Genomic DNA, 20293 nt, shown 5'->3' on the forward strand with positions numbered 1-20293 from the left:
CGATTGTAGCGTGAAAAACTACCTTTCGGAGCCGATGGCGGAATCCGATGGCTTCGGGACCAAGATTTCCGCCTTGAATCGGTTCTTCAGCATCTCGTAGTAGGCGGCCGTCTCGGCAGCACCGACGGCCTGTCCGTACTGCTCGCTTTCCTGCTTGGCCCCTTCCGGCGTCGGCGCCGTGCGCGGCACGGTCTTGATGACGCGCACGACGGCAAAGCCTTGGGCGCCAAGATCGGCCCCGACCAGCACCGGCAGCTTGGCGCTATCGGCGCGCAGGGCGGCCTCGATCACCTGCGGCGGCTGGGATTGCGCCTCCAGCCTCGACACCGTGACCGACGAACCGAAGGCGGCGCCAGCCGGATCAGCCTGCCAAGCCGCGAGCTTGGCCGTGCCCTCTGCCTTCGCGAGCGCCGCGGAGCGCTCCGCAACGAGCTGCGCCCGGACCTTGTCCTTCACTTCGTCGAACGGCAGGGCCCGCGCCGGCGAGTACTGCGTCACGCGACCGGCTGCGAGCTGGTTCGCGCCAATCTCGATGGCTTCGGTGTTGTGCTTGCGTTCGAGCGAATCAGGGGCGAAAAGCGCGTTCAGGAAATTCCGGTTTCCGAGAGGCCCCGCGGCGCCCGGCAGGGGCACCCGTCGAACGTTGTTCGCCGTCTGAATGGCGAGGTTCAACTTCTCGGCCGCCGGCTTCAGGCTGTCGGGCTGCTGATAGATGATGTCGGTGAAGGTTTCGGCCGCCTTGGCGAACTCCTGCGTCGCCTGCTGGCCGCGGACTTCGTTCTCGATGGTGGCACGGACCTTTTCGAACGGCGGCACCACTGCCGGCTTGATGTCATTGAGGTGAATGATGTGAAAGCCGAACTCGGTTTCGACCACGTCGCTGATCTCGCCCTTCTTGAGCGCGAACAGGGCATCTTCGAAAGGCTTGACCATCGCACCGCGTGTCACGAAGTCGAGGTCACCGCCCTTTTCGGCCGAACCGGAATCCTGCGAATTCTTGCGCGCCACCTCCGCGAAGGTGCCGGGCGCCTTGCGGACTTCGGCCAGCAGTTGCTCTGCTCTCGCGCGGGCCTTTTCGCGCTCGGCCGCAGGCGCACCGGCGGGAGCGGCGATCAGGATGTGGCTCGCGCGCCGCTCTTCCTTGCTGCCGAAGCGGGCACTGTTCTGGTCGTAGTAGCTGCGCAGATCCGCGTCGCTGACCACGATGTTCTTCTTGGCCGCGTCGAGATCGAGCACGAGGTATTCGACGTTGGCCGCTTCCGGCGCCTGGAACTGCGCGGAATGATCCTTGTAGAAAGCTTGCAGATCGGCATCGGTCACGTTGACTTTCGAGGCGAAATCGGCCGGCTTGAACTGCGCCACCTGGATCTCGCGACGGTCATAGAACGCATTGAGTGTCGCCGCGGCTTGCGCGGCGCTCGCGAACGCGGTCCCGGAAATGCCGAGCGACACCTGCTGCGTGGCGAGCTCTGCGCGGACAGCGGCTTCGTATTGCTCCGGCGTGCGGCCGGTAGCCCGCATGAAGCCCTCGCGGTCGAACTTTCCATCGGGCGTACGGAAGGCGGCGAGGCCGGCATTCTCGGCGAAGAGACGTGCAAGCCGCTCCTCGGAAACCGTCATGTTCGACTTCGAGGCTGCCGCTGCGAGCACGCGATCGCGGACCATGCGCTCGAGCGTCGCATAGCGCGCGGCATCGGAATCGAGCAAAGCCGGCTCGATGTTCGGCGCCTGCTGGCGGATCCGGTCGACTTCGTTGCGATGCTGCTGCTCCCATTCCGGGCGGGTGATGTCGGCGCCGTCCACGCGGGCCACCTTATCGGCCTTGCCGCTTCCCTCATAGCGATTGACGCCGAACAGCACGAACGACGGAATGATCAGCAAGAACAAGAACCCCATGATGATCTTGTTGTACTTGCGGAAGGAATCAAACATGCTGGAGCACTCTCTTTGACGGATTGCGAAACGGCAACAAAAAAGGCGAACACTCAGTTCGCCTTCTTGTATCGGGTGGTGGGTGCTGAGGGGTTCGAACCCCCGACCTACGCCTTGTAAGGGCGCCGCTCTACCAGCTGAGCTAAGCACCCCACCGGAAACACTGATCTCAGTTCAAGGCGTCCTTGAGCGCTTTGCCGGGACGGAACTTCGGAATCTTGGCGGCCTTGATTTTAATCGCGTCGCCGGTACGCGGATTGCGACCGGTGCGCGCCGCGCGCTTGCCGACAGCGAAAGTACCGAAACCGACGAGCGACACCGAGCCGCCTTTCTTGAGCGTGGTCCGAATGGCGCCGATGGTGGACTCGAGTGCGCGCGTGGCAGCGGCTTTGGAAATGTCGGCGTTCTTTGCGATGTGCTCAATCAGTTCGGTCTTGTTCACAAGGGCCCCTTGTAGAAAAAATGTTGATCAGGGTCAGAAGCGATCACGTGCTCGCGACGAATGCCGCAAGTTGCGAATTTGGAATTGGGTGACAGTTCTGACGCGCCGGCAGCGCACTGCCGACAGGGATTACAACCACTGGTCCAAGGGGTGTCAATACGACACTCACCCCATAGACCACAACGAGGAGCGCGATTCTAGTGGCGTTTTTGCGATGCCCTGTCAGAGGGCCTCTGCAATGGCCTTCCCGAGTTCGACCGTGCGTCCGGTGCCGCCGATGTCCGGCGTCCGAGGTGCGCCGCTTCGAGGGTCCAGCACCTTCTCGATGGCGGCGAGGATCGCGTCGTGCGCAGCCTTGTGGCCCAGGAACTCCAGCATCATGGCGCCGCACCAGATCTGGCCGATCGGATTGGCGATTCCCTTGCCCGCGATGTCCGGCGCCGAACCGTGCACGGGCTCGAACAGCGACGGCGTCGTGCGCTCCGGATTCAGGTTCGCGCTCGGCGCAATGCCGATCGTTCCGGTGCATGCCGGACCGAGGTCCGAGAGGATGTCGCCGAAGAGATTGCTGGCCACCACCACGTCGAAGAAGTCCGGCCGCTGCACGAAGTGCGCGGTGAGGATGTCGATGTGGAACTTGTCGAGCTTCACGCCTGGATAGCTCTTCGACATCGCCGCGACCCGCTCGTCCCAATAGGGCATCGTGATCGAGATGCCATTGGACTTGGTCGCGCTGGTCAGGTGCTTCTTCGGCCGCGCCGCTGCCAGCTCGAACGCGAACTTCAGCACCCGATCCACGCCGAGGCGTGACATCACCGTTTCCTGCATCACGATCTCGCGCGCGGTGCCTTCGTACATGCGGCCGCCGATGCTCGAGTACTCGCCCTCGGTGTTTTCACGGACGATGTACATGTCGATCTCGCCGGGCTGCCTCGGCGTGCCGTCGCGGCGCACCACCGGCGCGACGATGCCGGGCATCAGACGCGCCGGCCTCAGGTTGATGTACTGGTCGAACTCGCGCCGGAACAGCAGCAGCGAGCCCCACAGCGACACATGGTCCGCGATCTTCTCGGGCCAGCCGACCGCACCGAAGAAGATCGCGTCATGGCCGCCGATCTGGTCCTTCCAGTTGTCGGGCAGCATCTTCCCGTGCTTCTCGTAGTAATCCCAGCTCGAGAAGTCGAAGTGGTCGAACTTCAGGTCGATGCCGAATTTGCGGGCTGCCGCGTCGAGCACGCGCAGCCCCTCGGGCACGGTTTCCTTGCCGATGCCGTCGCCGGCGATGACAGCGATTCGTTGGGTACTCATGTCTCAATCCTTGGGGTTGCGTGGAAAAACGAAAGCGCTTCGGCGACCAGCTCGGCGGGCGCTTCTTCGGGAATGTAGTGGCCGCAGGGCAGCGTGCCGCCGGTGACATCCCGCGCCCGTTCGCGCCAAAGCGCGAGCACGTCGAAGCACCGACCCACGACGCCATGCTCGCCCCACAGCACACGCAGCGGCATGTCGAGCTTGCGGCCGGCGGCGATGTCCGCGCGATCGTGATCGAGGTCGATGGTCGCCGAAGCGCGATAGTCCTCGCAGACTGCGCGCGCCGTGCCGTCGATGGCTGCGCATCGCTCGTACTCTGCAAGTGCTTCGGGCGAAAACGCCCCGAGCCCCGCATGCCGGCTGCCCATGACGCTGCGCACGTAGCGCGCCGGATCGGAGGCGATGAGCGCCTCCGGCAACGGCGGCGGCTGGATGAGGAAGAACCAGTGCCAGTACGCACGCGCAAAGCCGTCGGAGGTGTTCTGGTACATCGCAAGCGTCGGCGCGATGTCGAGCAGCATCATGCGCTCCACCGCCTGCGGATGGTCCGCCGCCAGCCGATGCGCCACGCGCGCGCCGCGGTCGTGCGCGAGCACGCCGAAACGCTCGAAGCCGTGCGCCCGCATCGCCGACAGCGCGTCGAGCGCCATCTCCCGCTTGCTGTAGCGGGCATGCGCCTCGTCCGCCTCGGGCCGGTCGGAGTCGCCATAGCCGCGCAGGTCCATCATGACCACGGTGAAGCGCTCGGCCAGCATCGGCGCCGCGCGGTGCCAGATGGCGTGCGTCTGCGGGTGCCCGTGCAGCAGCAGCAGCGGCGCACCGCTGCCCCCGACCTTCCCGTGCAGGCGCACGCCGTCTCGCGAGAGGTCGAAGGAAGAGAACGAAGCAAACATGCGTCCATTGTGCGTTGCGCGTTGCTGCGGCATCAAGCAACAATCAGCCAATTCATACTTTCCGATATGGCAGCAATGGAACGCAGTGATCTGGAACTCGTCGTGGCCATCCGCGACCGCGGCAGCCTCGCCGCGGCAGCACTCGCGCTGGACGTGGTTCCGTCGGTCGTGACCAAGCGACTCGGCGCCCTCGAAGCCCGGCTGGGGCAACGACTGTTCGACCGGACGACGCGCCGGCTGAGCGCGACAGCCGAGGGCGAAACGGTGTGCCTGCATGCCCGGGCGCTGCTCGACGGTTTCGCCGCGATGGAAAACGAGCTCGGCGAACGCCAGACCGAACTCAGCGGCACGATCCGTCTGGTCGCGACCTTCGGGTTCGGCCGGCTCTGGCTCGGACCGGCGCTGGCTGCGTTCAACGAGCGCCATCCCGGCCTGCACATCCAGCTCACTCTGGCGGAGAAGCTCCCCGACCTCGGCGCCGAGGGCTACGACGGCGCGGTGTGGCTATGGGCGCCACAGCCCCGCCATGCGGGCGGCTGGGTGACCAGGCGCATCGCGCGCAACCAGCGCGTGCTCGCAGCGGCACCTGCCTATCTGGCACGGAGAGGCCATCCAGCCGACGTCGCGGCGCTCGCCTCGCACGATTGTCTGGTGGCGCGTGAAAACAGCAGCGGCGACGAACGCCAGTTCGCCCTCTGGACGCTGCGCCACCTCAAGGACGGGAGCAGCGCCCGCGTCCGCGTGCGTGGCCCGCTTTCGAGCAATTCGGGCGAGCTGGTTCGCGACTGGTGCCTCGCCGGCCGCGGCGTGATGCTGCGCAGCCTCTGGGACATCGTACCCAGCCTCGCGTCGGGAGACCTGGTGCGCGTGCTGCCTCAATTCGCGATGCCGGACGCCGACATCCAGTGGATCGCACCGTGGCGGCCGAAGACGCCGAAGCGCGTCCGGCTCTTGATCGACTTTCTCGTCGAACGCTTTCGCAGCGAGCCGTGGAAATCGAAAGGCAGCCGCCTGCCCTGACCGCGCTCAGCGCTGGCCGCGGACCGCGAGACTCACGCCCACGGCCGTCATTGCGATTCCCACCAGCGTCACCGTCGTGATCGGTTCGGCGAAGAGAATCCAGGCCATCACTGCGGTGCAAGGCGGCACCAGATACAGCAGGCTCGTGACCGCGGTCGCGGTACCGCGCTGGATCAGCATGTAGAGCAATGAACTGCCGCCGAGCGACAGGGCGAGCACCGACCACGCCATCGCAGCGCCCGACGACAGGTTCCACTGGATGCCTTCGGATTCCAGCGCCGCGAACGGCAGCGTGACGATGAACGCCGCACCGAGCTGGATGGCATTGGCGCTTCGTACGTCGCAGGGCGCGACGAATCGCTTCTGGTAGAGCGTGCCCGCCGTGATCGAGAGCAGCGCGGTGATCGCCAGCGACATCGTCGGCACGCTGACTTCGCCGCCCTGCTCCAGCTTGCGCCACACCACGAGCACCAAGCCTGCGAAGCCGAGCAGCAGTCCGAGCCACTGTCGGCCGCTCACCCTGCCGCCGCGCAACGAAAGCCAGACGGCGGTGAGGACCGGCTGAACGCCCACCATCAACGCAACGAGCCCCGAGCCCATTCCTGCCCTGACGGCGGCCCAGACGCCGCCCAGATACCCGGCCTGCATCAGCACGCCGGTCAGCGCGAGATGCCCCCACTGCACCCGATCGCGCGGCCAGGCGACACGCGCCGAAACGACCCACACGAGGAAGCAGATCACCGAGAGCGCATAGCGCACGACCAGGAACTTGAGCGGCGGCGCGTAAGGCATGCCATAGCGCGCCACGATGAAGCCGGTGCTCCAGATCAGCACGAAGACCGCCGGCATGGCCCGCAGCCAGCCTGCCGGACGGGCCGCCGTGGCCGTCGCCGTCATTTCGCGCGCGCCCGGATTTCTGGAATGGCTTTTTGCAGGTAATAGACCATCGACCAGACGGTGAGCACAGCCGAGATCCAGATCAGCCACTGCCCCCACGCACCCGTGTCGATCGAGCCGAAGAGCATGCCGTTGAAGAGCAGGAACGGGATCGCGACCATCTGCACCGTGGTCTTGATCTTGCCGACCATGTGGACCGCGACGCTCTTGCCGGCGCCGATCTGCGCCATCCATTCGCGCAGGGCGGAGATGGCGATCTCACGGCCGATGATGATCAGCGCCACGAAGACGTCGGCGCGATTGAGGTGCACGAGCACGAGCAGCGACGCGCACACGAGGAACTTGTCGGCCACCGGATCGAGGAACGCGCCGAAGGCGGAAGTCTGGTTGAGCTTGCGGGCCAGGAAGCCGTCGAGCCAGTCGGTCGCCGCGAACACGATGAACATCACCGTGGCGATGAGATTGCGCATCGGCTCCGACAGCGGCAGGTAGAACACACCCACGATCAGCGGAATCGCGACGATGCGCGCCCAGGTCATGATCGTTGGCAAGGTCCAGAACATTCCGGCGAGTATATGCACACCCCCAGCCTCGCCCACTGCGTGTGGCTCTGCACCCCTTGCAGGGGGCAACACCGGCGGACCGGCGAAGCCGGTTCCGCGGTGTTTCACCAACGGGCCTGGCTACGCCGGCCGAGCAGCTTAGTGCAGGGCTCTGTAGATCTCTTCTGCCAGGTCCTGAGCGATGCCCTCGACGGAGGCAATGTCCTCGACACTTGCTGCGGCGACGCCGCGGATGCCACCGAAGCGCTGCAAGAGTCGCGCGCGGCGCTTCGGGCCGATGCCCGGGATGTCTTCGAGCTGGCTGCCGCCGACCCGTACCTTGGCCCGCTTGGCGCGCATGCCGGTGATCGCGAATCGATGCGCCTCATCGCGGATCTGCGCGACCAGCATCAGCGCCGCCGAATCGCGACCGAGATAGACCTTCTCGCGCCCGTCGGCGAACACGAGTTCCTCGAGCCCGACCTTGCGGCCCTCGCCTTTCTCGACGCCGACGATCAGCGACAGCGGCAGGCCGAGCTCGCTGAACACCTCGCGCGCCATCGACACCTGTCCCTTGCCGCCATCGACCAGCACGAGGTCCGGCATCCGCGCGGAGCGGGTGCCCGCCGGCGCATCCGAACCCGCACCCGCCGCATCGCCGGCCGGTGGTGCATCGGTTTCGGCGGCCATCGCCTCGGCGAGCTTGCCGTAGCGGCGATGCAGCACCTGCCGCATCGCGGCATAGTCGTCGCCGGGCGTGATGCCTTCGATGTTGTAGCGGCGGTACTCGCGGTTCTGCATCGCGTGACGCTCGAACACCACGCAAGACGCCTGAGTCGCCTCGCCGGCGGTGTGCGAGATGTCGAAGCATTCGACGCGGAAGTTCTCGAGATCATCCGGTGCGAGTTCGAGCGCATCGACCAGCGCGCGGGTGCGCGCCTGCTGCGAGCCCTCCTCCGCGAGCAACCGCGCGAGTTGCAGGCTGGCGTTCTTGCTCGCCATCTCCAGCCAGTGGCGCCGCTGCTCGCGCGGCTGGAACACCGCCGTGACGCGCGCGCCGGCCTGCTGCGAGATCGCCTCGATCAGCTCGCGGCTCACCAGCTCGCTCAGCACCAGCGTGGCCGGCACCGGGACGTCGATGTAGTGCTGCGCGATGAAGGCCTCCAGCACCTGCACCTCCACAGGCGTGGGCGCCGGCGCATCGTCGTCGCCTTCCGCGGCGCTCTCGCCATGCTGGATCAACGTGGCGTCCTCGACATGCACCGGGAAGTACGCCCGGTCGCCCAGGTGCCGCCCGCCGCGCACCATCGCGAGATTGACGCAGGCCTTTCCGCCCTGGACTTTGACCGCGAGGATGTCGACGTCCTTGTCCGATGCGATCTCGACCGACTGCTGGTGCAGCACGCGCGACAGCGCCGACATCTGGTTGCGCAGCTCGGCCGCCTGCTCGAACTCGAGCTTCTCGGCGTGCGCCATCATCCGCGCCTCGAGCTGCGTGAGCACCGCCTGCGTGTCGCCCAGGAGGAAGGCTTCGGCATTGGCCACGTCCTGCGCATAGTCCTGGGGAGCGATGTAGCCGACGCACGGTCCGCTGCAGCGCTTGATCTGGTAGAGCAGGCAGGGCCGCGTGCGATTGCTGTAGACCGTGTCCTCGCAGGTCCGCAGCCTGAACACCTTCTGCAGGAGCTGGATCGATTCCTTCACCGCCCAGGCGCTCGGGTAGGGCCCGAAGTAGCGGTGCTTGCGATCCACCGAGCCGCGGTAATACGCCAACCTCGGAAACTCGTGCGAGGCGATCTTCAGGTACGGATAGCTCTTGTCGTCGCGAAACAGGATGTTGTAGCGCGGCTTGAGCGTCTTGATCAGGTTGTTCTCGAGCAGCAGCGCCTCGGCCTCGGAGCGCACCACCGTGGTCTCCATGCGCGCGATCTTCGAGATCATGTGGCCGATGCGGGTGCCGGCGTGGTTCTTCTGGAAGTAATTCGCGACGCGCTTCTTCAGGTTGCGCGCCTTGCCGACGTAGAGCACCGCCCCCGCCGAATCGAAATAGCGGTAGACGCCCGGCAGCTGCGGCAGGGCCGCGACCTCATTGAGCAATTGTTCCGAATGCGTTTCTGACATCGATTTACCGGGGAGCCACTTCCGTGAGCACCGGTTCGCACCGGACCTCGGTCTTCACGGAATTGGCGATGAAGCACTCGTCATGCGCCGCATGGTGCATTTCCTCGATCTGCGCGGCGGAAGGAAGGCGCCCGCCCGAGAACTGCACCTCCGGCCGCAGCGTGACCACGGTCATCGCGATCTTGCCCGCGGCGTTGGCGCCCATCCGGCCGACGGCGCGGTCGACGTAACGCTCCACGCAGAAGCCTCTTTTCGCCGCGATGGACAGAAACCACAGCATGTGGCAGCTCGAGAGCGAGGCGACGAAGGCCTCCTCCGGATCGACGGCGGACGGATCGGACAACGGCACCGGCACCACGTGCGGCGACGACGAACCCGCCCATTCGGCGCCACCATCGAAGCGGATCGCATGGCGGCGGCTGTAGCGATTGCCGACGAAGTCCTGGTCGCCGCGATGCCAGGTGATTTCGGCCGAGTACTGGGCCATGGATGCTGTCTCCGGTGAATCGGGTGGGGGGCTGTAGAGTATCCCGCGATGCGCTGGGACATTTTCTGCAAGGTGATCGACAACCACGGCGACGTCGGCGTTTGCTGGCGGCTCGCGGCCGGACTCGCGGGCCGGGGTGAAACGGTGCGGCTCTGGATCGACGAGCCTTCCGCGCTGGCCTGGATGGCGCCGGCCGGATGCCCCGGCATCACGGTGGTCCGCTGGACCGAACGCGATGCCGCGCGGCACGCCGCCGCCGCGCCCGCGCCGGACGTGCTGATCGAGGCATTCGGCTGCGATCCGGCGCCCGAAGTCGTCTCTCTTTTCGCCCGCCAGCGGCACGCCGACGGGGCGCGGCATCGGTGGATCAACCTCGAATACCTCTCCGCCGAACCCTACGTCGAGCGGCTCCATCGCCTGCCCTCCCCGGTCTTCAGGGATCCCGGCGCGGGCCTGACCAAGCATTTCTTCTATCCCGGCTTCACCACCGCGACCGGCGGCCTGCTGCGCGAGCCCGACCTGATCGCGCGGCGCGAACGATTCGACCGCGCCGCGTGGCTCTCGGCACACGACATTGCCCGGCGCGGCGAGCGGCTGGTCTCGCTCTTCTGCTACGAACCGCGCGCACTCGACAACCTGCTTGCGCAGCTGGAAAACGCCGGCGAGCCGACCCGGCTGCTGGTGACGGCCGGCCGCGCCGCCGCCGCGCTCCCGCCGGGGCCTTCCCAGCGCGGCGCTCTGTCGATTTCCTGGCTGCCCTACGTCTCGCAGACCGAATTCGATCACCTGCTCTGGGCCTCTCACCTCAATTTCGTCCGGGGTGAGGATTCGCTGGTCCGTGCGCTCTGGGCGGGCGCCCCCTTCGTGTGGCAGATCTATCCGCAGGACGACGACGCGCACCACACCAAGCTCGATGCCTTCCTCGACTGGCTGAGCGCACCGCGTTCGCTGCGCGACTTCCATCACCGCTGGAATGGCATTTCGCCAGCCCCGCTGCCCCTGATCGACCGGCAAACGCTTGCGGAATGGGGCTCGGCGGTACAGGCGGCAAGGGAGTCTCTGCTGGCGCAGGAGGATCTTTTGACCCGTCTGCTCCGTTTCGTGACCCAAAAAAGCTAAAATTACGGGCTTTGCGGAATTCCGGCTTGGCCAGCCCCGATCGCCAGATCGCCCCCGGCGCCAGCTTTTCCGCCGAACCCGCCGCGGTGCAAATGCAACGAGCGGCTTACATCCAGAGATCCTGATTATGAAAATCGCTCAAGAAATTCGCGCCGGCAACGTGATCATGCACGGCAAGGACCCCATGGTCGTCCTCAAGACCGAATACAGCCGCGGCGGCCGCAACTCTGCCACCGTGCGCATGAAGCTCAAGAGCCTGATCGCCAACTTCAACACCGAAGTGGTCTTCAAGGCCGACGACAAGATGGAGCAGATCATCCTCGAGAAGAAGGATTGCACCTACTCCTACTTCGCCGACCCGATGTACGTCTGCATGGACACCGAATACAACCAGTACGAAGTCGAAGCCGAGAACATGGGCGACGCCCTGAACTACCTCGAAGACGGCATGCCGGTCGAAGTGGTCTTCTACGACGGCAAGGCGATCTCGGTCGAGCTGCCGACCAGCGTCGAGCGCGAAATCACCTGGACCGAACCGGCCGTCAAGGGCGACACCTCCGGCAAGGTCATGAAACCCGCGAAGATCTCGACCGGCTTCGAAATCGGCGTGCCGCTGTTCGTCTCGCAAGGCGACCGCATCGAAATCGACACCCGCACCGGCGAATACCGCAAGCGCGTCTGAGCGATTCGAGTGCTCACTCTAAAAGGCTCCTTCGGGAGCCTTTTTTCGTCTGAACGCCACCGGCGGGCTCCGGAACCTGCAAGGCGCACAATGCTCACCCGCTTCCCGCGCAAGAACATGCCCAACAGTACACACGACCTTCACGACAAACGACTCGCCGACGCATGGGCCACCCTGCAGGCCCATGCGGACAAGGGGCTTCCGCTCCATACCGATCCCTCGCGGCTGGCCTTCGCCGATCCCGAATTCCTCCTTCGCCGCGAAACCCGCGGGCTCCGGATGCAGCTGGAGCTCATGAAGCCCGACATCGAGATGCGCGCGCACGGCATCGAGAACACCATCGTGGTGTTCGGCAGCGCGCGCTTCCGCAGTGAAGAAGAATCCGGCGCGCTGATCGCGCAGGCCGAGGCAGCAGGCGACACCGCGGCAGCGGAGCGCTGGCGCAAGCTGGCCCGAAGCTCGCACTACTACGAGAAGGCACGGGCCTTCGGCAAGCTCGTCGCGCAGTACGGCAACGACTGCGATCCGGAAGACAAGCTCTTCATCTGCACCGGCGGCGGCCCGGGCATCATGCAGGCGGCCAACCGCGGGGCGTATGAAGGCGGCGGGATCTCGGTCGGGCTCGCGATCGCCCTGCCGATGGAGGAAGAAGCCAACCCCTATGTCACGCCGGCTCTGAGCTTCAAGTTCCACTACTTCGCGATCCGCAAGATGCATTTCATGATGCGCGCGAAGGCACTCGTCGCCTTTCCGGGCGGCTTCGGAACGCTGGACGAACTGTTCGAAGTCATCACGCTCGTGCAGACGCGAAAGGCCAAGCCGGTGCCGATCGTGCTCTTCGGGTCGGACTATTGGAAGCAGCTCATCAATTTCGACTTTCTGGCCGAGGAAGGCGTGATCTCGCCGGGGGACGTGAAGCTGATCGAGTATGTCGACACCCCCGAGGACGCCTGGGCCTACGTCAAGGACTTCTACAAGCTGTAGTTCCAGCTCGCCCCCAGGCTCGCGCACTTCGTGCCGCTCTCCACCCCCTGCCGGGGGCAACACCGGCGGACCGGCGAAGCCGGTTCCGCGGTGTTTCTGGCTTCTCCGTGCCTGGTCTCAATGCGTCGCAGGGTTTTCAGGCGGCGGGGCCTGAAGGCCCCAGACGGAGCGGGTGCCCAGGGCGACCACCCCGCCGACGATCCAGAACACGCCCGCCACGCCGGTCACCGCGCCGGCCGCGCCGAAGAGCATCGGCATCGCGACGCTGGAAGCGTTCAGGGTCATCACACGCAAGCCAAGCGCCTCGCCGTGACGCGCATGCGGCGTGATCTGGTGGAGCATGCTCATCACCATGGGCTGCACCGCGCCGAGTGCGATGCCCAGAACCACCGAGCACGCGCCCATGCCGATGGCCGAGGTCATCAGCGGATAGACGGCGAAGACGAGCGCCGTGATCACGTTCGATGCGGTGATGACGACGCGCTCGCTGAACCTCGAAGCCACCAGCGGCAGCACGACGCGGATTCCGGCGGCCGCGACCGCGAAGGCGCCGAGAATGCTGCCGATCGTCGAGGCGCTGAGGCCGCGCTCGTGCCCAAGGATCGGCAGCACGAAGGTGTGCACATCCCATGCGGCGGACTGCAGCCAGTTCACGAACAGGAGTCTCCTGAACATCGGCTCGGCCAGAAGGTCCCAGGCGCGCGGCACGGCAGTGCCTTCGTGACGGCGCCCGGTGGGAAGCTCCTTGGCGCCGCGCGCCAGGAGCCAGCAGACGATCGGCAGCAGGGTGAGCAACGCGAAAGCGACGCGATAGCCGATCAGATCACCCGGCGTCGGGCCCGCGTGGTCGATCAGGAGCCCGGTCACGAACGGCCCCACGAAGTTGGCCGCAGCCGGGGCGATGGCGAGCCAGCTGAACACCTGTTTGAGCTGGGCCGGTCCGCCCGCGGCTCGACCGACATGGCGCTGCAACGCGATCACCGCAATGCCGGTCGCGCCGCCGGTGAGCAGGGCCGAGAGACAGAGCACCGGAAACACGGGAAACGTCCCTGCCAGCGCTGCGCCGCTGGCCGCCGAGACCACCGCGATGGACAGCGGCCGGCGCAGTCCATGACGATCCGCAAAGCGGCCCGCCGGCAGCGCGAGAAAAACCTGCGTCAACGCGAACAGCGACAGCAGCACGCCGACCGACGCGGCGCTGCGGCCCTCGCGCAGCGCAAGCAACGGCGCCGCGAGCCGGGTGCCCGTCATCGCCGCGTGCAGGCAGACCTGCGCGAGGATCAGGCGAAGCAAGCCGGCGGTCACGAGGCGTTGTCGTCCTCGCTATCGATGAGCGGCAGCAGCCCCTGCGTCTGCGACTCCGGCAGGGCTTCCACCTTGCGAAGCGCCAGCCGCATCTGCTTGGCCCGCGTATCGGCCTTGTCGATGGTGTCGGAAGCCTTGGACACCTGCTCCTTGATGCGTGCGACCCAGTCGCCATAGCGCTCGAACTCGGTCTTGACCGCGCCGAGCACCTTCCAGACCTCGGAAGCCTGATGCTCCAGCGCCAGCGTGCGAAAGCCCATGTGCAGGCTGTTGAGCATCGCGAGCAGCGTGGTCGGCCCCGCCAGCGTCACCCGGTGCTGCCGCTGGATCGCGTCCATCAAGCCGGGACGGCGCAGCACTTCGGCATAGAGGCTTTCGACCGGCAGGAATAGAACCGCGAAATCGGTGGTATGCGGCGCGGCGAGGTAGTTCTCCGCGATGGACTTCGCTTCGGTCCGGATGCGCGCTTCGAGCGCCTTGGCCGCCGCTTCGGCCGCACCGGGATCGGCACGCTCGTGCGCATCGAGCAGGCGCTCGTAGTCGTCGCGCGGGAACTTGGCGTCGATCGGCAGCCACACCGGCGCACCATCGCCGCCCCGCCCCGGGAAGCGGATCGCGAAATCGACGCGCTGCCCGCTGCGCGGCTTGGTTTCCACCTGCTTGGCGTACTGGTCCGGCGTCAGCACCTGTTCGAGCAAGGCTTCGAGCTGGACTTCGCCGAACACGCCGCGCGTCTTCACGTTGGTCAGCACACGCTGAAGGCTGCCAACGCCGACTGCGAGCGTCTGCATCTCGCCGAGCCCCTTGTGCACCTGCTCGAGCCGGTCGGCGACCTGCTTGAAGCTTTCGCCGAGACGGGCTTCGAGCGTGCTCTGGAGCTTTTCGTCCACGGTCCTGCGCATCTCGTCGAGCTTGGCGGTGTTGGTCTGCTGGAGCTGCGCGAGCTGCGTCTCCATCGTCGCTCGCACTTCGGCGAGCCGCCGTGCGTTGGATTCGCTCAATCCCTGCAACTGCGTGTTGAGCGTGTCGGCGAGCGACTTCTGCAGCAGGGCGAGCTGCTGCGCGAAGGCGTCGATCTGCGCGTTCTGCGTTCGCGTGGATTCCGCGCCCTGGTGCACCAGCGCCTGCTGGAAGGTGACGAAGGCCTGGGCGGTCTCCTGCCGGGCGCCGCGCGACGACTCGCCGATCTCGTGGCGCAACTCGCGCTCGATGCGCTCGTTGCTGGCGGCCAGGGTGGCGATCAGCGCCGAGTGGTCCGGCGGCGACGGCTTGCGCGCCAGCAGCCACACGACGAGGATGAAATTCAGGGCCGCGAGGGCCAGCAGGATCCAGGTTTCGATCACGGGTCTGCAGGTTTTCTTATCGGGTTGCGAGAACGGAAGGATTGAGCGGCGTGACCGGCTTGTCGTGCACCAGATAGCCGATGAGGTTGTCCGCCGCGAGATCGGCCATCGCGCGGCGCGTCGGCACGGTTGCGCTGGCGATGTGCGGCGTCAGGACCACGTTCGGCACCTTGAGCAAGTCGGGATGCACCTTCGGCTCGCCCTCGAAGACGTCGAGGCCGGCGGCGGCGATGCGCTTCTCGCGCAGCGCCACGGCGAGCGCCGCGTCGTCGACGATGCCCCCGCGCGCGATGTTGACGAGGGTCGCGGTCGGTTTCATGAGCGCGATCTCGGCGGCGCCGATCGTGTGGTGCGAAGCCGGCGTGTAGGGGACGACCAGCACGACATGGTCGGCGCTCTTCAGAAGCTCCTCCTTGCCGACATACCTGGCCTTGCACTCGGCCTCGAGCTTCGCATCGAGCCGCGAGCGGTTGTGATAGATCACCTTCATGCCGAAGCCATGCGCGCCCCGCTTCGCGATGCCCTGCCCGATGCGGCCCATGCCGATGATGCCCAGCGTCGAGCCGTGGATGTCGGAGCCGGCGAACATGTCGTAGCTCCATCTCTCCCACTTGCCGGCGCGCAGGAAATGCTCGCTCTCGGCGATGCGGCGCGCGGCGGCCATCAGCAGCGCGAAGCCGAAATCGGCGGTGGTCTCGGTGAGCACGTCCGGCGCGTTGGTGCCGAGCACGCCGTGCGCGGTCATCGCATCGATGTCGAAGTTGTTGTAGCCGACCGCCATGTTGGCGCAGATCTTCAGGTCCGGGCAGGCGTCGAGCACCTCGGCGTCGATGCGCTCGCTGCCGGTGGTGAAGACGCCCTGCTTGCCCCTCAGCTTGGCGATGAGCTGCGCCTTGCTCCAGCTTTCGTCGCGCGGGTTGGCCTCCACCTCGAAATGTTCTTCGAGGCGGGCGATGGTCTCGGGAAAGATCGAACGGGCGACGAGGACTTTGGGCTTGTTCATGATCAACGGAAAAAAATGAAGGTGGCAAGAACAAAGAGCGGCACCAGGATGCCTCCCGACCACAGCATGTAGCCGAAGAAGCTCGGCATCCGAACGCCGCGGCTTTCCGCGATGGCCTTGACCATCAGGTTGGGCGCGTTGCCGATGTAGGTGTTGGCGCCCATGAACACGGCACCGGCGGAGATTGCGGCCAGCGTCGTCGCGTAGGTGGTCATCAGGGCTTGCGGATCGCCGCCGGCCGTATTGAAGAACACCAGGTAAGTCGGCGCATTGTCCAGGAAGGAACTGAGGATGCCGGTGGCCCAGAAGTACATGGCCGGATCGGACTGTCCGTCGGGCCGGGTGACTGCCGCGACGATGGCGCCGAAGGGACCGCCCGTGCCGGCCTTCAGCATGGCGATCACCGGCACGATGGTCACGAAGATGCCCGCGAAGAGCTTGGCGACCTCGATCATCGGCCCCCAGCCGAAATGATTCGCCGCATGCACCCGGGACGGCGTGATGCGCAGCGACATCAGGACGATCGCGACCAGCGCTGCGTCGCGCACCAGGCCCGGGAGCCCCACCTCCGTGCCGAAGACGTCGAAGCCGATCTTCGACTTCCACACGCCACTCAGCAGCACGAAGAACACAATGCCGCCCAGCAGCCAGAAGTTGATCGCGCCCTCGAAGGCGACGCCGCGCGAGTCCGGCGTCGGATCGAAAGGCAGCAGCGCCTCGTGGCGGAAGTACCAGGCGTCGAGCAGGTAGAAAAGCACGAGCAGGATGCCGGTCACGAACAGGGTTTCCGGCAGGATGTTTCTCAGCGTCCAGGTGAAGTCGACGCCCTTCAGAAAGCCCAGGAAGAGCGGCGGATCGCCCAGCGGCGTGAGCGCGCCGCCCACGTTCGACACGATGAAGATGAAGAAGACGATCACATGCGCCTTGTGCCGCCGGTTGTCGTTGGCCCGGATCAGCGGCCGGATCAGCAGCATGGAGGCACCGGTGGTGCCCATCAGGCTCGCGAGCACGGCGCCGATCGCGAGGATCGCGGTATTGAGCCGCGGCGAGCCGCGCAGATTGCCGCGGATGTGAATCCCGCCGGAGACCGCGAACAGCGCGGCCAGCACGGCGATGAAAGGGATGTATTCGGCGACCAGTGCATGCACCAGTTGCGCGCCTGCGAGATGCACCCCGTTGATCGCGGCGAAAGGCAGCAGGAAAGCCAGCGCCCAGCCCGCGATGACCTTGCCGTAGTGGTGATGCCAGAAGGCCGGCGCCCCGAGCGGCAACAGCGCGATCGACACCAGCGTGCCCACGAACGGCAGGCTCCACCACGCCGAAAGCCTGGCGCCGTCGATATCGGCCGCCCACACGGCGGCCGGCGACGCCAGCAGAACGAAGGCGAGACAGCGAAGGACTCTCTTCGGCGGCACCGGCGCCGTCATGCGGCAGGCTGCTCGATGTCGAAGACCTGGCGCAGGTAGGCGAGATACCGCTCGTCCTCGCACATGTTCTTGGACGGCGTGTCGGACAGCTTGGCCACCGGCTGGTCGTTGCAGGCGATCATCTTGATGACGATCTGCAGCGGCTCATAGCCGAGGTCGTTGGTCAGGTTGGTGCCGATGCCGAAGGCGAGCTGGCAGCGCCCGCTGAACTGCTGGTAGAGCTCGATGGTGCGCGGCACCGTGAGGCTGTCGCTGAAGATCAGCGTCTTCGTGCGCGGGTCGACGCGGTTGGCCGCGTAATGGGCCAGCATGCGCTCGCCCCACTGGAACGGGTCGCCGCTGTCGTGGCGCGCGCCGTCGAAGAGCTTGCAGAAGTACAGGTCGAAGTCGCGCAGGAAGGCGCTCATGCCGTAGACGTCGGAGAGTGCGATCCCGAGATCGCCGCGGTATTCCTTCGCCCAGATCTCGAAGCCGAAGACCTGGCTGTCCCGCAGCCGCGGACCGAGCGCACGGCAGGCCTGGAGGTACTCGTGCGCCATGGTGCCGAGGGGGATCAGGCCGAGCTTCATCGCATACAGCACATTGCTGGTGCCCGCAAACTGCGGCAGCTTGGACAGGCCATGCGGCGGCTGCGGGGTCACCGCGCCGAGCCGGTCGGCGAGCGTGCGCAGCACTTCCTCGTGCCATTCGTTGGAGAAACGGCGGCGCGTACCGTAATCGGCGATCTTGAGGTCGGCCAGCCGGTCGTCCTGCAACTGGACGATCTTGGCCTCCAGCCGGCGGCGCCCCTCGGCATAGTCGGGCCGCGGCTGTGTGTTGCGGAAGTAGACCTCGTTGACGATCGACAGCACCGGGATCTCGAACAGGATCGTGTGCAGCCAGGGGCCCCGGATCCGGATGTCGAGCTCGCCGGAAGGCAACGGAATGATGTTGATGTACTTCTCGTTCAGGCGGAACAGCCCGAGGAAGTCCACGAAGTCGCTCTTGATGAAGCGCATCGAACGCAGGTAGCTGAGCTCCGCATCCTTGAACTGCAGCGAGCACAGATGGCGGATCTCCTCGCGGATCTGTCCGGCGAAGCGCGCGAGGTCGACGCCCGGGTTGCGGCACTTGAAGCGATATTCGACGCGCGCACCCGGGAAGTGATGCAGCACGACCTGCATCATGGTGAACTTGTAGAGATCGGTGTCGAGCAGGCTTTGGATGATCATGATGTGGCGCGCTTGTCCCCGGGGTAATCGGCGTGCATTCGATTATCACGGCGGGCGTCCGCATGCGCTTAAGCCCCCTTCCCCGTCCGAGGACGCTATTTCTTCATGGCCACGCGAAGAGGCCGTTCAGACGCGCAACTCGTCAACCACCGCCTGGAGCGCCGGCGGCAGCTTCACCGGCCGCTGCGTCTCGCGATCCACATAGACGTGCACGAAATGCCCCTGCGCCGCAGCCGTTTCGGCACCCTCGGCGAAGAGGCCGATTTCGTACTGAACGCTCGAAGTCCCTGCCCGCACCACCCGGATGCCGGCCTCGACCGTCTGCGGGTACGCCAGCGGCGCGAAATAGTTGCACTGCGTCTCGACCACGAAGCCGATCGTGCTGCCGTGATGGATGTCCAGCGCGCCGCGCTCGATCAGGTGCGTGTTGACCGCCGTGTCGAACCAGCTGTAGTAGACGACGTTGTTGACATGGCCGTACATGTCGTTGTCCATCCACCGTGTCGGGATCTTGCGGAAGACGCGGTAGCTGCTGCGCAGTTGGGGAGTCGGTCGGTCGCTCATGGCGCGGCATTTTGCCAGCGGCGCCAGTATTCGAAGGCCACGCGGAAGGTGCCGAGCTGAACCTGCACCGTCTCCGCGATGTCCGCTGCATAGCCTCCTGCCATGGCGAATGCCAGAGGAATGCGGCGCTGCCACGCGAAGTCGAACACCCGCCGGTCGCGCGCCTCCAGGCCGTCGAAGCTCAGCTTGAGACGGCCGAGCCGGTCGCGCTCGAACGGGTCCGCGCCGGCCAGGTAGATGACGAGCCCCGGCGTGAAGCGGCGCTCCAGTTCGTCGAGCGCATGCTCCACGGCGGCGAGGTAGTCGGCGTCCCCGCAGCCGTCGGGCAATTCGACATCGAGGTCGCTGGCCTCCTTGCGAAAGGGAAAGTTCTTCTGCCCGTGGATCGACAGCGTGAACACGCTCGGATCGCGCTGAAAGATGCTTGCGGTGCCGTTGCCCTGGTGCACGTCCAGATCGACGATCGCGACCTGCAACGGCGCGTGCGCGCGACGGCCATGCTCCGCCTGCATGAGCCTCGCAGCGACGGCTGCGTCGTTGAAGACGCAGAAGCCCCCGCCCTTGCCGGCGCTGGCGTGGTGGGTGCCGCCGGCCATGTTGCCCGACACGCCTTCGGCGAAGGCCGCCCGACAGGCCGCGATGGTCGCGCCGGTCGAACGCCGCGACCGCTCGACCATCGCCTCGCTCCACGGAAAGCCGATCTCGCGCATCGCCGCGGCGCTCACGCTGCCGTCGCTGATCGCTCCTATCCATTGCGGGGTATGAACCAGGGCGAGCTCGCCGTCGGTGGCGCGCGGCGCCTCGAACATGCGGACCTCCTCCAACTGGCGCTCGAGCCCCTGGCGCAGCAGGGCGTACCGTCCCATCGGAAAACGGTGACCCGGCGGCAGCGGCAGAACGAATTGGCCCGAATAAAACGCACGCATCGCGACATTTTCGCGATTTAGAAATTGCCGTCTAAATTGCTGCAAAGCAACAAAAACCCCTTGTCCGGAGCGATTGCCTCGCTAATA

19 protein-coding genes and 1 tRNA gene are annotated in these 20293 nt (G+C 66.0%); 4 read left to right on the forward strand and 16 right to left on the reverse strand.

The features are described 5' to 3' along the window. Positions 1-18 precede the first annotated feature (18 nt). The 5 genes from ACQ858_RS14060 to ACQ858_RS14080 form a co-directional block, all read right to left on the reverse strand. Positions 19-1932, reverse strand: coding sequence for a SurA N-terminal domain-containing protein (locus tag ACQ858_RS14060; protein ID WP_431273321.1), 1914 nt, complete (start codon positions 1930-1932; stop codon positions 19-21). 76 nt (positions 1933-2008) lie between these two features. Continuing rightward, a tRNA-Val gene (locus ACQ858_RS14065) sits at positions 2009-2084 on the reverse strand. 17 nt (positions 2085-2101) lie between these two features. Beyond that, positions 2102-2374, reverse strand: a complete 273-nt coding sequence (locus tag ACQ858_RS14070; protein ID WP_007830705.1) for an HU family DNA-binding protein — start codon at positions 2372-2374, stop codon at positions 2102-2104. A 222-nt stretch (positions 2375-2596) separates the two neighbouring features. Then, positions 2597-3682, reverse strand: a complete 1086-nt coding sequence (locus ACQ858_RS14075; protein ID WP_431273322.1) for a tartrate dehydrogenase — start codon at positions 3680-3682, stop codon at positions 2597-2599. Next, entirely contained in the window at positions 3679-4575 is an 897-nt protein-coding gene (locus ACQ858_RS14080) for an alpha/beta fold hydrolase (protein WP_431273323.1), read from the reverse strand. The genes ACQ858_RS14075 and ACQ858_RS14080 overlap by 4 nt, the downstream gene beginning before the upstream one ends. Before the next feature lie 75 nt (positions 4576-4650). On the opposite strand from ACQ858_RS14080, the gene ACQ858_RS14085 reads away from it, so the two are divergent. Then, complete coding sequence (locus ACQ858_RS14085) at positions 4651-5595, forward strand: LysR substrate-binding domain-containing protein (RefSeq protein WP_431276862.1); 945 nt, start codon at positions 4651-4653, stop codon at positions 5593-5595. A 6-nt stretch (positions 5596-5601) separates the two neighbouring features. On the opposite strand, the gene ACQ858_RS14090 is transcribed toward ACQ858_RS14085, so the two are convergent. From ACQ858_RS14090 to ACQ858_RS14105, 4 genes are all read right to left on the reverse strand, one after another. After that, complete coding sequence (locus ACQ858_RS14090; RefSeq protein WP_431273324.1) at positions 5602-6492, reverse strand: DMT family transporter; 891 nt, start codon at positions 6490-6492, stop codon at positions 5602-5604. Then, positions 6489-7055, reverse strand: coding sequence for a CDP-diacylglycerol--glycerol-3-phosphate 3-phosphatidyltransferase (gene pgsA / locus ACQ858_RS14095; protein ID WP_431276863.1), 567 nt, complete (start codon positions 7053-7055; stop codon positions 6489-6491). Before pgsA ends, ACQ858_RS14090 begins: the two co-directional genes overlap by 4 nt. A gap of 138 nt (positions 7056-7193) precedes the next feature. After that, positions 7194-9155, reverse strand: coding sequence for an excinuclease ABC subunit UvrC (gene uvrC / locus ACQ858_RS14100; protein WP_431273325.1), 1962 nt, complete (start codon positions 9153-9155; stop codon positions 7194-7196). A 4-nt stretch (positions 9156-9159) separates the two neighbouring features. Further along, a complete protein-coding gene (locus ACQ858_RS14105; RefSeq protein WP_431273326.1) occupies positions 9160-9642 on the reverse strand; it encodes an OsmC family protein in 483 nt (160 codons plus the stop codon). Between the two features lie 48 nt (positions 9643-9690). Between ACQ858_RS14105 and earP the strand changes: the two genes are divergently transcribed. From earP to ACQ858_RS14120, 3 genes are all read left to right on the forward strand, one after another. Then, entirely contained in the window at positions 9691-10761 is a 1071-nt protein-coding gene (gene earP, locus ACQ858_RS14110) for an elongation factor P maturation arginine rhamnosyltransferase EarP (protein WP_431273327.1), read from the forward strand. A gap of 127 nt (positions 10762-10888) precedes the next feature. Then, the gene (efp, locus tag ACQ858_RS14115) at positions 10889-11443 is read left to right on the forward strand and encodes an elongation factor P (protein WP_431273328.1); all 555 of its coding nucleotides are present in this window, start codon (positions 10889-10891) and stop codon (positions 11441-11443) included. A gap of 90 nt (positions 11444-11533) precedes the next feature. After that, positions 11534-12427 (forward strand): TIGR00730 family Rossman fold protein, encoded by an 894-nt coding sequence (locus ACQ858_RS14120; protein WP_431273329.1) that lies wholly within the window; start codon positions 11534-11536, stop codon positions 12425-12427. Positions 12428-12544: 117 nt separating this feature from the next. Here the strand turns inward: ACQ858_RS14120 and ACQ858_RS14125 are convergent, their stop codons facing one another. From ACQ858_RS14125 to ACQ858_RS14155, 7 genes are all read right to left on the reverse strand, one after another. Beyond that, the gene (locus tag ACQ858_RS14125; RefSeq protein WP_431273330.1) at positions 12545-13732 is read right to left on the reverse strand and encodes an MFS transporter; all 1188 of its coding nucleotides are present in this window, start codon (positions 13730-13732) and stop codon (positions 12545-12547) included. Continuing rightward, positions 13729-15072, reverse strand: coding sequence for a DNA recombination protein RmuC (locus tag ACQ858_RS14130; RefSeq protein WP_431276864.1), 1344 nt, complete (start codon positions 15070-15072; stop codon positions 13729-13731). Before ACQ858_RS14130 ends, ACQ858_RS14125 begins: the two co-directional genes overlap by 4 nt. A 19-nt stretch (positions 15073-15091) precedes the next feature. Further along, positions 15092-16078 (reverse strand): 2-hydroxyacid dehydrogenase, encoded by a 987-nt coding sequence (locus ACQ858_RS14135; protein ID WP_431273331.1) that lies wholly within the window; start codon positions 16076-16078, stop codon positions 15092-15094. Positions 16079-16080: 2 nt separating this feature from the next. Further along, entirely contained in the window at positions 16081-17505 is a 1425-nt protein-coding gene (locus ACQ858_RS14140; RefSeq protein WP_431273332.1) for a sodium:proton antiporter, read from the reverse strand. Further along, entirely contained in the window at positions 17502-18716 is a 1215-nt protein-coding gene (pncB, locus tag ACQ858_RS14145) for a nicotinate phosphoribosyltransferase (RefSeq protein WP_431273333.1), read from the reverse strand. Before pncB ends, ACQ858_RS14140 begins: the two co-directional genes overlap by 4 nt. Positions 18717-18842: 126 nt before the next feature. Then, the gene (locus ACQ858_RS14150; RefSeq protein ID WP_431273334.1) at positions 18843-19280 is read right to left on the reverse strand and encodes an acyl-CoA thioesterase; all 438 of its coding nucleotides are present in this window, start codon (positions 19278-19280) and stop codon (positions 18843-18845) included. Then, positions 19277-20206 (reverse strand): histone deacetylase family protein, encoded by a 930-nt coding sequence (locus ACQ858_RS14155; protein ID WP_431276865.1) that lies wholly within the window; start codon positions 20204-20206, stop codon positions 19277-19279. The genes ACQ858_RS14150 and ACQ858_RS14155 overlap by 4 nt, the downstream gene beginning before the upstream one ends. Positions 20207-20293: the final 87 nt, after the last annotated feature.

The organism is Variovorax ureilyticus (genome assembly GCF_050632185.1).
Lineage (GTDB): Bacteria > Pseudomonadota > Gammaproteobacteria > Burkholderiales > Burkholderiaceae_C > Variovorax > Variovorax ureilyticus_A.